The following is a 13,288-nucleotide window of genomic DNA, read 5'->3' as shown; positions in this document are numbered from 1 at the left end:
AACTCAGGCGGCCTGATCGGGGGCCGCGACGGAAGGGGACGATACCCCCGCCGCCCGCATCAAGGCCAGGCAGAGCAGGGATGCGGCCAGGCCGCAGGCGGCGGCGCTGGTCCAGCCCCAATGGCCGGCGAAGGCGGCGAACAGGGGCGGCCCGATGAGGGAGCCGCTGGCGCCGAACTGGGTCAGCAGGCCGTTGGCGGCGGGCAGGCCCCGGTCGGACCCGGCCACGGCGGGCAGCATGGCGAAGGCCAGGCCGGGATAGACGCCGGACAGGGCGTTGAGCGCGATGACGACGATGGCGGCGGTGGTGAGGTCCGGGGCCGGCCCGAACACCAGGAACAGCATAAGGGCCGGCAGGACGATGCTGAGCGCCATCAGGGCGAAGGAGGGGCCGCGCGCCAGATCCCGCCCGTGGTTGCGGTGGTTCCACCAGCCGGCCACCCCGCTGCCCACCACGGTGGCGAAGGAGGCGACGCCGGTGATGAATCCTGCGGCGTCGGCGCTGGCGCCGGCCTTGTCCACCAGGAAGGTCGGCAGCATCCCCAGCAAGCCGACCTCGAAGGTGGTGTAGCAGCCGAAGCCCACGGCCAGGGCCCAGGCCCGCCGGGTGGGGCCGGTGCCGCCGGCACCTGGCCCGCGCACCCGCGCCCCGACACCCGAGGTCATGGGCAGGGACAGGGCCAGGGCGCCGGCCGCCACCACGCCGCCGCCGAACAGGGCGCCGCGCCAGGACCACAGCTCCGCCGCCCAGCCGGACAGGATGGCGCCCAGGGCCAGGCCCACGGGCACGAAGCTGCTCCACAACGCCAGGGCCACGCCGCGCTGGCGCGGGGTCGCCGTCTCCAGGATCAGCATGGGGGCGGCGATGACGGTGGTCAGGTACCCGGCACTCTCCAGCACCCGCCAGGCGATCAGCGCCGCCGGGCCCTGCGCCAGGCTCTCGCCGATACCGCCCACGGCCAGGAACGCGGTGCCGGCCAGCAGCGCGGGGCGGCGGCCCGCCCGCTGGATCAGCCCGCCGGCGATGCGGCCGAAACCGGCGCCGCCGATTTCCAGCAGCGAGATGACCAGGGCCGCCAGGGTGAGGCTGAGGCCCAGGTCGCGGGAGATGAGGGGGATCAGGGCCGACATCTTGCCCAGCTGGGCGGCGGCGATGACGCCGACGCAATAGAACCAGACGATCTTGACCCAGCGGCTGTCCATGATGCCCTCGAACGCGTGATGCCCGCGGCAGGCGGGGGCGCTATTTTGGGCATGGCCGGCCTTGATGCGCCGTGAATAAGATATGCGTGGACAAGCGGCGGCGTTCTTGCCTGTGCCGCTCCCGCGGTCGGGGACAGAACCATCATGGCCAGCATCACCGCCGCTGTCGGCACCGCCATTGGTACCGCCGTTGACACCGCCGTTGACACTCTGCCGCGCATGGCTGGTCCCCATTTGGGGCAGTCGCTGCGGCTGTGGCGCACCCTGCGCCGGGTGAAGCAGAGCCATGCCGGCGAATTGCTGGGCGTTTCCCAGGCCACGGTCTCCCGCTGGGAATCCGGCACGCTTGTGCCCGATGGTGATGAACAGGCGGCCATCCGCCAACTGATGCAGGCCGGCCTGGACAGTGCCGCCGACCGCGAACTGGCGCGTTTGGTGAACAATTCGGCCGGATCGGTGCACCTGGTCTGTGACCTGACCCATCGCCTGCTGGCTTTGTCGGCGGGGCGGGAGCGGGACTTTGGGCGACCGCGCGCCGACGTGCTGGGCACGTCCCTCTGGCCCTATGCCAGCGACGAGATCCGCACGGCGGAGGCGACGCTCGCGGACCTCGGCTGGTTCGAGCCGTCGCCGCCGGCACTGGAACTGACCACCCGTGCCAACCGCTCATCCGAGGTGAGGATCTTCGCCAGCCGTTTCCGCTGGGTGCGCTTTCAGCTTTCGGACGGCAGCTTCGCCCGGCTGGTGGACACGATTGCTTATGAGAGGCCTGGGCCGGTCGCTTAGGCGCGGCCGCCTCTAGTCCCGCCGCAGCAGGAAGATCCCCTGCTCGCCCGACCAGTTGGCGCGCCAGGTGGTGGCGTCGCTGGTCAGCTGGCGGCCGGCGTGGTCCAGGATGGCGCTGCGTTCCACCGTCACCCCGCCCAGCTGGGCGCAGAGGGCCGTGAAGTCGGCGATGGTGCAGAAGTGGATGTTGGGCGTTTCCCACCACTGGAACCCCAGCCGGTCGGTCACCGGCATGCGCCCCGTCAGCAGCAGGGCCAGGCGCACCCGCCAATAGCCGAAATTGGGGAAGGAGACGATGACGCGGCGGCCGATGCGCAGCATCTGCAGCAGCACGCCGCGCGGGTCGCGCGTGGCCTGCAGCGTCTGCGACAGGATGACGTAGTCGAAGGCGTCGCTGGGATAGTCCTTCAGGTCGGTGTCGGCGTCGCCCTGGATGACGGACAGGCCGCGCGACACGCATTCGCGCACGCCGTCCATGCCCAGTTCCATGCCGCGCCCGTCGACACCCTTTTCCCGGGTCAGGAGATCCAGCAGGGCGCCGTCGCCGCAGCCCACGTCCAGCACGCGGGCCTGCGCGCTGACCATGTCGGCGATGCGGCGCAGGTCGCCGCGGATGTCGGTGCGGGGAGGGATGACCGTGGCGTCCATGGGATCAAGCCCGACGTTTCAGGCCGCGATGATCGGCGCAACCGTTGATGAAGCCGCGCATGACCTGGTGGAACTCCGGCTCATCCAGCAGGAAGGCGTCGTGGCCCTTGTCCGTCTCGATCTCCACGAAGCTGACGTTGGCGGCCACGGCGTTCAGCGCGTGCACCACCGCCCGCGACTCGGACGTGGGGAACAGCCAGTCGCTGGAGAAGCTGGCCAGGCAGAAGCGCACGGGCGTGCCCTTGCCGCCCACGCGGAAGGCCTGGGCCAACTGGCCGCCGTGCTCCGCCGCCAGGTCGAAATAATCCATGGCACGGGTGATATAGAGGTAGCTGTTGGCGTCGAAGCGGTCGACGAAGCTGGCACCCTGGTAACGCAGATAGCTTTCCACCTGGAAATCGGCGTCGAAGCCGAAGGTGATGGCCTGGCGGCTTTGCAGGTTGCGGCCGAACTTGCGGTGCAGGGCCGCTTCCGACAGGTAGGTGATGTGGGCGGCCATGCGGGCCACGGCCAGGCCGCGCGCCGGGTTGGTGCCGGCCTGCTGATAGGCGCCGTCGCGCCATTCCGGGTCGGCCATGATGGCCTGGCGCCCCACCTCGTGAAAGGCGATGTTCTGGGCCGAATGCCGGGCGGCGGTGGCGATAGGCACGGCGGCGAACACCCGCTCGGGGTAGGCCACCGCCCATTGCAGCACCTGCATACCGCCCATGGAGCCGCCGATGACGCAGAACAGCTGGTCGATGCCCAGCGCGTCGATCAGCAGCGCCTGGGCCCGCACCATGTCGCCGATGGTGATGACGGGGAAATCGATGGCATAGGGCTGGCCCGTGGCCGGGTTCACGTCGTGCGGACCGGTGGACCCCATGCAGCCGCCGATGACGTTGCTGCAGATAACGAAGAATCGGTCCGTGTCCACCGGCTTGCCCGGGCCCACCAGCATCTCCCACCAGCCGGGCTTGCCGGTGATGGGGTGGCGGTCGGCCACGTACTGGTCGCCGGTCAGGGCGTGGCAGACCAGCACGGCGTTCGACTTGTCGGCGTTGAGGGTGCCGTAGGTCTGGTAGGCCACGGTGAAGGGGCCCAGCTGCCCGCCGCCGTCCAGGGGCATGGGCCGATCGGCGCCCAGCACCATGCGTTGCCCGGGCAGGCCCCCGAGGGCGGGCGCGGCCGTGGCGCCGGAACTATCCGTGTAGGCAGGCGGGGTGATCATCGTCGGGCGGGCCTTGGAATGCAGCATGCATGACTAGGAAGCGGGGTACCCCAAGTCAACGTTTTCTTTGATTTTGCGGGGGGCAGGCTCTAAGACTCAGTCGTTTCAGGTCCTATAATCCGAACCCGTCCATGCCCCCTGCCAGCCCCTCCGTCGACGCCCTGCGCCGTGAAATCGATGAGATCGATGCGGCCATCCATGACCTCATCATGCGGCGCGCCCGGGTGGTGGAGCGTATCGCCCAGTCCAAGGCGGGCGCCAAGGTCTTCATCCGGCCAGGGCGTGAGGCGGGCATCCTGCGGCGCCTGGTGGCCCGGCACCAGGGCAGCGTGCCCGTGGCCGCCATCGTGCGCATCTGGCGCGAGATGATCGCCGCCATGACCCTGATCCAGGGGCCTTTCGCCGTCGCCGTCTATGCGCCCGACGACGACCGCCGCCTGTGGGACATCGCCCGCGACCATTACGGCACCGTCACCCCCCTCGCGCCCGCCAACACCGCCCAGGCTGTGTTGCGCGCCCTGGCCGAGGGCAGCGCCACCGTGGGCGTGGTGCCCGTGCCGGAGGAGGAGGAGACGGACCCCTGGTGGCGTTTCCTCATCAGCGACGACACCAAGACGCCCAAGATCATCGGCCGCCTGCCGTTCTGCAGCCGTCCCGGCCAGAAGGAGGGCGGCGACGCCCTGATCCTGGGGGCGGTACCGCTGGAGGCCACGGGCCAGGACCACACCCTGCTGGGGGTGGAACTGGCGCAGGACATGAGCCGCGGCCGCCTGAAGGACATGATGGAGGCCGTCAGCCTGCCCGTGGGCTGGTTCCGCATCTTCCACCTGCCGGGCGGCGGCGGGTCCGTCCACCTGATCGAGGTGGAGGATTTCGTGGATGGCGACGACGCCCGCCTGGGCGCCCTGGCGGAAAAACTGGGCGACGCCCTGGTGCGCGTGCTGCCCGTGGGCGCCTATGCCCTGCCCATCACGCTGGAAGCCAGGAAGTCCTGAGACGGGCTACCCCGAGTCGCCTCAGGAAGCCCGCCGAGTCGCGCCCCACCGGCGCAGGGCATGCGCCCCCGATTCGCATAAGGCTTTGATAAGACTCACAGCTATCCTTACCTGCGTGCGGGTTTGACCCCAGACCCGTTTGATGAAGAAGACCGCCACCGCCTGCCAGAAGGTTCCTCAGCATCATGTCCGCTCCCGTTCCCAACCCCGGCATTCTCGATATCCATGCCTATGTCGGGGGCGAGGCGCATGCGCCGGGGGCGTCGCGGCTGATCCGCCTGGCCTCCAACGAGGGGGCGTTGGGGCCCAGCCCCAAGGCGGTCGCCGCCTACGCCGCTGTGGCGGGGCAGATCCATCGCTATCCCGACGGCGGGTCCAAGGCGCTGCGCGCCGGCCTGGGCCGCCGTTTCGGCCTGGATGCCGAGCGCATCGTCTGCGGCAACGGCTCCGACGATGTGCTGCAGCTGCTGACCCGCGCCTACGCAGGCGCCGGTGACGAGGTGCTGCACACCGTCCATGGCTTCGCCATCTATCCCATCAGCGCGCGCTTCGCCGGCGCCACGCCGGTGGCGGCACCCGAGACCAACCTGAAGACCGACGTTGATGCCTTGCTGGCCCGCGTCACGCCCCGCACCCGGGTGGTTTTCATCGCCAACCCCAACAATCCCACCGGCAGCTATCTCAACAGGGACGAGCTGCGGCGCCTGCACGCCGGCCTGCCGGAGAATGTGCTGCTGGTCATCGACGCGGCCTATGCCGAATATGTCGACGCGTCGGACTACACCGACGGGTCCGACTTGGTCGACGAATTCAGCAACGTCGTCATGACCCGCACCTTCTCCAAGATTTTCGCGCTGGGCGGCCTGCGCCTGGGCTGGGCCTATTGCCCGGCCGCCGTGGCCGACGTGCTGAACCGCGTGCGCGGTCCCTTCAACGTGGCGTCCAGCGCCCAGGCCGCCGGCCTGGCGGCGTTGGAGGATGTGGAGTTCCTGGAAAAAAGCCGCCGGCATAACGCCCAGGTGCGCGAATGGTTCGTCGGCCAGGTTCGTGAGCTGGGCCTGGTGGTCCATCCCTCCGTCGCCAATTTCGTCCTGATTTCCTTTGCGGAGCAGAAGGGCGACCGCGCCAATGCCGAGGGTGCCCGGCTGCTGCTGAAGTCGCGCGGCATCCTGGTGCGCCAGGTCGGCTCCTACGGCCTGCCGCACTGCCTGCGCGTCACCATCGGGCTGGAGGATGAGATGCGGGAGGTTGTGGCCGGACTCGCGGATTGGGTGGCCGGCAAATGACCGATACGCCTCTCTACCATCGCGTCTGCATCATCGGCCTGGGCCTTATCGGCTCCTCCCTGCTGCGCTGCCTGATGGCCGACCGTTCCCTGGCGGCCGAGGTGGTGGCCTGCGACCGGTCCGACGCCGTCTGCGCCCGCGTGGCGGAGTTGGGCATCGCCGACCGGGTGGAAAGCGACGCCACCCTGGCCGTGGCCGGTGCCGACCTGGTCATCCTCTGCACGCCGGTGGGCGCCTATGCCGACGTGGCGGCCTTGATCGGCCCACACTTGGCGCCGGGCAGCACGCTCAGCGACGTGGGCTCCGTCAAGCAGGCGGTGGTGCGCGACGTGTCCCCCCACGTGCCGGACGGCGTGCACTTCGTGCCCGGCCATCCTCTGGCCGGGACCGAGCACTCCGGCCCCGACGCCGGCTTCAAGGAGCTGTTCCGCGGCCGCTGGCTGATCCTGACGCCGCCCCCCGGCACGGACACGGCGGCGGTCGACCGGCTGGGCCGGCTGTGGGCGGCCTGCGGCTCGCAGATCGAGGTCATGGACGCCAGCCACCATGACCAGGTGCTGGCCATCACCAGCCACCTGCCGCACCTGATCGCCTACACCATCGTCGGCACGGCCACGGATTTGGAGGAGACGACGAAGTCGGAGGTCATCCGCTTCTCGGCCACCGGTTTCCGCGACTTCACCCGCATCGCGGCGTCGGACCCCGTCATGTGGCGCGATATCTTCCTGAACAACCGCGAGGCGGTGCTGGAGATGATCCAGCGTTTCACCGAGGATCTGACGGCCCTGCAGCGCGCCATCCGCTGGGGGGAAGGGGACAAGCTGTTCGACCTGTTCACCCGCACCCGCGCCATTCGCCGCTCCATCATCGACGCCAAGCAGGCTTGATCGGTTCGTTTGCCTCAAGCGCCGGCGGGGCATCCGCCCCTTGCCTATCCTCGTTGCGCCCTTCGGTGCTCGCTGCGGCGGACGCCGTCGCGTCCTTGTCGCTTCGCTCCGTTTCAACCGGTGGGTAGCCGCGCTCAGGTTTGAAGCCGTTGCCCTTATTCGGCCATCTCAGCGCCAGGCGATGTCGGGGTAGTGGGCCACGGTCAGCGGCCCCACCTGCAGCTTATGGTCCTGCATCGTGATGGGTAGCTTCAGCGTGGGGGCGCCGCCGTTGGCCTTGGGCTTGGCCAGCAGGGCGACGCCCAGGTGCGCCCAGGTTGCGGCGTTGCCGCGCAGGCTGCCGCCATCGTGCAGCGCATCCACCAGGTTGTCCAGGCCCGACAGTTCCGCCGTGCCCGACCCTTGGGGCTGCAGGTTGGCGTCCAGCGCCAGGGTTGCGTTGGCCCCCATGTGCAGGTCGCCCCAATCCAGCTTCAGGCTGTCCACCTCCACCGTGCCGCCATCCTTGGACCAGGGGGTCACCGCGTCCACCGTGGGCGCGGCCGGCACGGGTCCCTGCACCCGTGCCGCCAGGATCAGGCGCTGCACCGTCGTGCCCAGGCTGCGCACCGGCGGCACGGTCATGTTGGTGACGTCCACATGCAGGGCCAGGCCCGTGCCGGTGTGGTCCGTCGGCGGCGTCAGCGGCCGTTCCACCGTGACGGACAAATTCTCGATGGGGTAGCTGCCGGCCGGCACCAGGCTTGCCGGTGGCGCGTCCGCCGGGGCACCCTCCGGCGCGGGCAGGGCGGCGGCGACCAGGGTGGCATGGTTCAGGTTCACCTGCACCGAGCGGGGGGTGCCGGTGGGCAGATCCAGGGTGACGCGGCCGCCGGCGATGGTGGCGGTGGCCTCCAGCGCCGGCCGCCCGCCCTCATGCGGCAGGGTGGCGTGGCCGCCCTTGGCCAGGGTCAGCACCACCTGGTCTAGGCGCCAGATGGGCGCGGAGGCCTTGACCGTCTCGGCCGACCAGCTCAGCCCGTCCGGCTTCGCGACCTTCACGTCGGTGGCGGTGATGGAAATGCCCAGGGGAAAGCCGCCCAGCGTGGGCGGCTGATAGGTGATGCTGGCGCCCGCCGCCCGCGCCAGCTCGGTATTGTGCTCCAGCAGGCCCAGCAGGCGGGTCGCCATGCGGTGCCACCACACGGCATAGCCAGTCACCAGCACCAGCACCAGGAACAAGACGAGGGTCAGGGGGCGGACACGCATGGGAAATTCCGAAAGGCGGCGGCCGGGCATGGACGCCGGGGCGATGAGGCCACGCCCGGATGGGCTTGGCAAGCGCGGTGCCGTCGCGCCGGACTTCAGTCTTAGATCGGGATCAGCCGCCCGGAATGCCAGCGCCAATCGGCTTACCGACGGTTGACGGCGGCGGGGAAGCCGTCCAGGGTCGGGGCATCATGGTCGTTCCCCTGCCTGGCATGCCGCGCTTGTCCCCATCCGCCCCTGAAATCGCCGCCCCCTACCGTGCCATCGGCGTCGCCGCCGGTGACGATGTCTGGGTCTTCGGTTACGGCTCCCTCATGTGGAATCCGGGTTTCCCCTTCGTGGAGCGGCGGCTGGCCACGGTGCGGGGCTGGCACCGGGGGTTCAGCGTCTATTCCTTCCGTCATCGCGGCACCCGCGCCTGTCCGGGCGCCGTCCTGGGACTGGACCGGGGGGGAGCCTGCCGGGGCGTTGCCTACCGCGTGGCGGCGGCCGAGGCGGCGGGGGTGCTGGACTATCTATGGGCGCGGGAGATGCAGAACGCGGTCTATGAGCCGCGCCTGCTGACCGCCACGCTGGACAATGGGATGAAGGTGCCCACCGTGGCTTTCACCGTGCTGCGCGGGCATGAGCAATATTGCGGGCGCCTGCCGCCGGAGGAACTGGCCGGCCTGATCCGCCAGGGCGTGGGGGAAAGCGGGCGCAACGTCGACTATCTGGTCAACACCGTCCAGCACCTGCACGAGCTGGGCATCCGCGACCGCAACCTGGAAGGGCTGGTGGAACGGGTGGCGGCCTCGTGAGGGCGGTTAAGCTCAGCCCCGTTTGAGGAACAGCACGCGCGTGTCGCCATAGCGGCGCTCATCCAAAGTCTCAAAGCCCGGCGGGGCCTCGAAAGGATCGTCGCCGCCGATCTCCACCACGCACAGGGCTTCCAGCGCCAGCCAGCCGCCAACCACCAGGCTTTCCAGCGCGCGCGGCGCCAACCCCTGGCCATAGGGCGGGTCCAGGAAGGCCAGGCCGGCGGCCTGCCTGGCGATTGGTGCCTTGGTCGCGTCGCCCTGGATGAAGTGGCAGCGGCCGGTTTCCTTCAGCGTGGCGGCATTGGTGCGGGCCAGGTCCAGCGAAGCGCGGCTGACGTCCAGGAACAGGGCGGCTTCCGCCCCGCGCGACAGCGCCTCCAGGCCCAGAGCGCCGGTGCCGCAGAAGGCGTCCAGCACCACCCGGCCCTCCAGCGTCGGACCTTCATCGGCGAAGAAATCGCCATGCTCCAGGATGTTGAATAGGGCCTGGCGCGTGCGGTCGCTGGTGGGCCGCACGTCCCGGCCGCCGGGGGCCGCCAGGGTCCGCCCGCGATGCCGTCCGCCGACGATGCGCATCAGGTCTTCTTGCCCTTGGGCGCCGGCTTGCCCGTTGGGCGTGCGGGCTTGGAGCCAGCAGATTTGGGGCTGGCGGATTTGGCGGAAGCCGCTTTAGGCGTTGGCTTACCTGCGCGCGGGGGCGCGGTCTTGGCCTCACCCCGCTTGGGCTCGCCGCGCTTGGCGCCATCCCGCTTCGGGGTCCGGCTGTCGACGCGCTCACCCAGGCTGGGGGCGTTGCGCGCCACCGCCGCCTTGCGCGGGCGGCGGGCGGGGGCATCGTCCTCATCGTCGGGCGTGCCGTCCAGCGCCCGGTCCAGGGCGAGGGCCAGCGCGCGTGCCTTGTCGGCCGCGCTGTCGCCGGTGGAAGGCGGGCGCTTGGCGCGGGTGGCGGCATCGGCCGGTGCTGACGGGCGTTCAGCGGATCGGGATGTGGCTCGGGCCGGTGTGCGGGCGGGGCGGGGGGCCTCCACCCCGTCTTCGCGGCGGGTGCGGGCCGGGGCGGTCTTTGCCGGTGCCGCCTTGGTAGCGGGTGCGGCCTTGGGCGCCTTGTCGAAGCGCAGCGCCGGCGCCTCGGCCGCCATCTTGCCGCGCGCCTCCTTGCGGTCCTGGGCGCTTTCCTTGGGGAAGAACTGGGGCAGCTGGTCGCGCAGCACGCGGCGCGGCACTTCCTCCACCTCCCCCTTTTCCAGCTTGCCCAGCTGGAACGGGCCGTAGGCGACGCGGATGAGCCGGTTCACTGTCAGGCCCAGGTGCTCCAGCACCTTGCGGATCTCACGGTTCTTGCCTTCGCGCAGGGTCATGGTCAGCCAGGCGTTGCTGCCTTGCTCCCGATCCAGCACGGCCTCGATGGGGCCGTACTCGATACCGTCGACGAAGATGCCCTCCGCCAGCTTGGCCAGCTTGGCGGTATCCGGCGTCCCGTGCACGCGCACGCGGTAGCGGCGGGGCCAGGCGGTGGATGGCAGCTCCAGGTGCCGGGCCAGTTCCCCATCGTTGGTCAGCAGCAGCAGGCCCTCGGTGTTCAGGTCCAGCCGGCCAACGGAGATGACGCGGGGCATGCCGTCGGGCAGGCGGTCGAACACCGTCGCGCGGGCCAGTTCGTCACGGGCCGTGGTCACCAGGCCGGCGGGCTTGTGATAGCGCCAGACGCGCGTCGGCTCCTGCTCGGGCAGCATCTGGCCGTCGACGACGATGCGATCGCCGGGCCGCACGTTCACGCCGGGCGAGGTCAGCACCTGGCCGTTCACGGCCACGCGGCCGTCAGCGATCCAGCGCTCGGCATCGCGGCGTGAGCACAGGCCGGCACGCGCCAGCCGCTTGGCGATACGCTCACCGTCTTTGGGGGCGCCGGACTTCTCGGGGGATTTGGTATCGGACATGGGGCGGACTGTATGCGCGCCCAGCCGCCTTGCCAAGCGCCAGACGGCGCCGGCCCAAGCCGATGGGGGCCTCGCCTGGGGCATGGCTGCGCTTGATTCGGAAATGATCGTTCCCTATTATGCCGCCATGACCGCCCCATCCTCTCCCCGCCGTCCTGGCCCCGGCCGCCCGCGCGAATTCGACACCGACCTGGCGTTGGACCGCGCCATCGCGGTGTTCAGTGAGCGCGGCTATCAGGGTGCTGCCATCAGTGACCTGACCCGAGCCTTGGGCCTGACCGCCGGCAGCCTGTACAAAGCCTTCACCGACAAGCGCGGCCTGTTCCTGGCCGCCTTCGACCGCTACGTGGCCTTGCGGACCGATCGGTTGCGCGCCGTGTTGGAGGGCGCTCCCACTGGGCGGGCCAAGATCAAGGCGGTATTGGATTTCTATGCCGGCAGCAGCTATGGGGCGGACGGCCGCCGGGGGTGCCTGGTGGTGGCCGGCGCCGTGGACCTCGCCACCGCCGATCCGGAAATCGCGGCCCGGGTGACCGGGGTGCTGCACCTGAACGAGGGGCGGCTGGCCGACCTTGTCGCCGAAGGACAGGCCGATGGCACCATCGCCCCGCATCTTGATCCCATGGTCACCGCCCGGCTGCTGCTGTGCGTGCTGCAGGGGATGCGCGTCGTCGGCAAGACGGGGCGGGACCGCGCGGAAATGGCACCCCTGGCGGACAACGCTCTGAGACTGCTGGATTGAAGGCGGCCCGCCATCGTTGCCGCATTGACGGCACCAAATTAGGAAACGATCATTCCCGAAAAAGGAAATACCCCCATGCAATCCTTCAACGCCGATCGCTTCTGGCAACGCTTCCGACACGGCCTGGTGACCGCCAACGGTGTGCGCCTGCACTACGTCGAGGGTGGGCCAGAGGGCGAGCAGCAGGGGCCGCCGGTGCTGCTGATCCCGGGTTGGCCGCAAAGCTGGTACGCCTGGCGCCATGTCATGCCCTTGCTGGCCGATGCCGGGCGGCGGGTCATCGCCGTGGATCCCCGTGGCTTTGGCGAATCGGATCGGCCGGCGGGTGGATATGACCTGGGCACGGCGGCGGCCGACATGCACGGCTTGGTCGACGTCCTGGGCCTTCTGAAGGCGGGTCCCCTCGACGTGGTGGGCCATGATGTCGGCACCTGGATCGGCCAAGCCTATGCCGCCGATTGGCCCGGGGATGTGCGGCGCCTGGCGTTGGTGGATGCAGCCCTGCCGGGCATCACGCCCCCGCCACCGCCTGGCATACCGTCGGACGAGGCCAACGCCCGCACCTGGCACTTCGCCTTCAACCGCCTGGACGACCTGCCGGAACTGCTGATTCAGGGGCGGGAGCGCGCCTACCTCGGCCATCTGTTCAACGCCAAGGCCCTGCGGCGCTGGGCCATCGGGCCGGCCGACCTGGACGAGTACGTGCGGGTGCTGTCCCTGCCGGGCGCCCTGCGCTCTACCTTCGCCTATTATCGCGAGGTTTTCCGGCCGGCAGAACTGGCGCGGGCGAAGGCGCGGGCGGGGAAAGGGCTGATGCTGCCCATTCTGGCCGTGGGGGCCCGGACCGGCGTGGGAACCGTGCTGGCCGATACCCTGCGCGGCCACGCCGCCGACGTGCGGGCCCAGGTGCTGGACTGCGGCCATTATGTGCCGGAGGAGGCGCCCGACGAATTGGCGGCCGTGCTGGTCGATTTTCTCGCCGGATGACAGATGCGCCGCCCGCCCGCTTGACGCCGTGCGCGGCGCTGCCCCACGCTGGGGACATGCTGTCGTCCCCGCTTGAGACCGAGCCCGATCCGTCCCCCATGGAGCGCGCCTTCGCCGAGGCCGCGTCCGCCGCCGCGCGGGGGGAGGTGCCGGTGGGCGCCGTCATCGTCGACCCGGTCACCGGTGCCGTCCTGGCCGCCGCCTCCAACCGGACGGAGGAGCTGGCCGACCCCACGGCGCACGCCGAGGTGCTGGCCATCCGCGCCGCCTGCGCCGCCGTGGGCCAGCCGCGCCTGCCGGGCCTGGACCTCTATGTGACGCTGGAACCCTGCGCCCTGTGCGCCGCCGCCATCAGCTTCGCCCGCCTGCGACGGGTCTATTTCGGGGCCTACGATCCCAAGGGTGGGGCCGTGGAGCATGGCCCCCGTTTCTTCAGCCAGCCCACCTGCCACCATGCACCCGATACCTATGGCGGGCTGCAGGAACGGCGGGCGGGTGCGCTGTTGCAGGATTTCTTCAAGGAACGACGCTGACGCCGCCGCCACAGCAAGGAGATGGG

General features: G+C 70.2%; 14 protein-coding genes. 8 read left to right on the top strand and 6 right to left on the bottom strand.

What is annotated here, in order from left to right:
* Positions 1 to 3: 3 nt before the first annotated feature.
* Positions 4 to 1,203 carry an MFS transporter gene (locus tag Y958_RS11340; RefSeq protein ID WP_186291162.1) on the bottom strand — a complete coding sequence of 400 codons (1,200 nt, stop codon included), beginning with the start codon at positions 1,201 to 1,203 and terminating at the stop codon, positions 4 to 6.
* A gap of 144 nt (positions 1,204 to 1,347) precedes the next feature.
* On the opposite strand from Y958_RS11340, the gene Y958_RS11335 reads away from it, so the two are divergent.
* Positions 1,348 to 1,989 (top strand): helix-turn-helix domain-containing protein, encoded by a 642-nt coding sequence (locus Y958_RS11335; RefSeq protein WP_211098486.1) that lies wholly within the window; start codon positions 1,348 to 1,350, stop codon positions 1,987 to 1,989.
* 12 nt (positions 1,990 to 2,001) lie between these two features.
* Here the strand turns inward: Y958_RS11335 and metW are convergent, their stop codons facing one another.
* Together metW and metX are read right to left on the bottom strand one after the other, a co-directional pair.
* On the bottom strand, positions 2,002 to 2,637 hold the full coding sequence (gene metW / locus Y958_RS11330; RefSeq protein WP_088872060.1) for a methionine biosynthesis protein MetW: 636 nt from the start codon (positions 2,635 to 2,637) through the stop codon (positions 2,002 to 2,004).
* A gap of 4 nt (positions 2,638 to 2,641) precedes the next feature.
* Positions 2,642 to 3,769 (bottom strand): homoserine O-acetyltransferase MetX, encoded by a 1,128-nt coding sequence (metX, locus tag Y958_RS11325; protein WP_244909434.1) that lies wholly within the window; start codon positions 3,767 to 3,769, stop codon positions 2,642 to 2,644.
* A gap of 209 nt (positions 3,770 to 3,978) precedes the next feature.
* Here metX and Y958_RS11320 point away from each other — a divergent pair, with 209 nt between their 5' ends.
* The 3 genes from Y958_RS11320 to Y958_RS11310 all read left to right on the top strand — a co-directional run bounded on the left by Y958_RS11320 (position 3,979) and on the right by Y958_RS11310 (position 7,015).
* Complete coding sequence (locus Y958_RS11320) at positions 3,979 to 4,842, top strand: chorismate mutase (RefSeq protein ID WP_088872059.1); 864 nt, start codon at positions 3,979 to 3,981, stop codon at positions 4,840 to 4,842.
* 185 nt (positions 4,843 to 5,027) lie between these two features.
* A complete protein-coding gene (hisC, locus tag Y958_RS11315) occupies positions 5,028 to 6,128 on the top strand; it encodes a histidinol-phosphate transaminase (RefSeq protein WP_088872058.1) in 1,101 nt (366 codons plus the stop codon).
* Entirely contained in the window at positions 6,125 to 7,015 is an 891-nt protein-coding gene (locus Y958_RS11310; RefSeq protein WP_088872057.1) for a prephenate/arogenate dehydrogenase family protein, read from the top strand. The genes hisC and Y958_RS11310 overlap by 4 nt, the downstream gene beginning before the upstream one ends.
* Before the next feature lie 168 nt (positions 7,016 to 7,183).
* Here Y958_RS11310 and Y958_RS11305 read toward each other — a convergent pair whose 3' ends face one another.
* On the bottom strand, positions 7,184 to 8,263 hold the full coding sequence (locus Y958_RS11305) for a DUF2125 domain-containing protein (protein WP_186291161.1): 1,080 nt from the start codon (positions 8,261 to 8,263) through the stop codon (positions 7,184 to 7,186).
* Positions 8,264 to 8,454: 191 nt separating this feature from the next.
* Here Y958_RS11305 and Y958_RS11300 point away from each other — a divergent pair, with 191 nt between their 5' ends.
* Positions 8,455 to 9,063, top strand: a complete 609-nt coding sequence (locus Y958_RS11300) for a gamma-glutamylcyclotransferase (RefSeq protein ID WP_244909270.1) — start codon at positions 8,455 to 8,457, stop codon at positions 9,061 to 9,063.
* Positions 9,064 to 9,075: 12 nt separating this feature from the next.
* Here Y958_RS11300 and rsmD read toward each other — a convergent pair whose 3' ends face one another.
* Positions 9,076 to 9,639, bottom strand: a complete 564-nt coding sequence (gene rsmD, locus Y958_RS11295) for a 16S rRNA (guanine(966)-N(2))-methyltransferase RsmD (protein ID WP_088872055.1) — start codon at positions 9,637 to 9,639, stop codon at positions 9,076 to 9,078.
* On the bottom strand, positions 9,639 to 11,000 hold the full coding sequence (locus Y958_RS11290) for a pseudouridine synthase (RefSeq protein WP_088872054.1): 1,362 nt from the start codon (positions 10,998 to 11,000) through the stop codon (positions 9,639 to 9,641). Before Y958_RS11290 ends, rsmD begins: the two co-directional genes overlap by 1 nt.
* A gap of 103 nt (positions 11,001 to 11,103) precedes the next feature.
* Between Y958_RS11290 and Y958_RS11285 the strand changes: the two genes are divergently transcribed.
* The 3 genes from Y958_RS11285 (at position 11,104) to Y958_RS11275 (ending at position 13,262) form a co-directional block, all read left to right on the top strand.
* Positions 11,104 to 11,742: a TetR/AcrR family transcriptional regulator gene (locus Y958_RS11285; RefSeq protein WP_088872603.1), complete on the top strand. Its 639-nt coding sequence runs from the start codon at positions 11,104 to 11,106 to the stop codon at positions 11,740 to 11,742.
* Positions 11,743 to 11,817: 75 nt separating this feature from the next.
* Positions 11,818 to 12,729, top strand: a complete 912-nt coding sequence (locus Y958_RS11280) for an alpha/beta fold hydrolase (protein WP_088872053.1) — start codon at positions 11,818 to 11,820, stop codon at positions 12,727 to 12,729.
* Between the two features lie 98 nt (positions 12,730 to 12,827).
* Positions 12,828 to 13,262 carry a nucleoside deaminase gene (locus tag Y958_RS11275; RefSeq protein ID WP_186291322.1) on the top strand — a complete coding sequence of 145 codons (435 nt, stop codon included), beginning with the start codon at positions 12,828 to 12,830 and terminating at the stop codon, positions 13,260 to 13,262.
* Positions 13,263 to 13,288: the final 26 nt, after the last annotated feature.

It is taken from the genome of Nitrospirillum viridazoti CBAmc, assembly GCF_000730165.1.
GTDB lineage: Bacteria > Pseudomonadota > Alphaproteobacteria > Azospirillales > Azospirillaceae > Nitrospirillum > Nitrospirillum viridazoti.
Note: the sequence above shows the minus strand (reverse complement) of the source record. Positions and strands in the feature narration are given on the sequence as shown.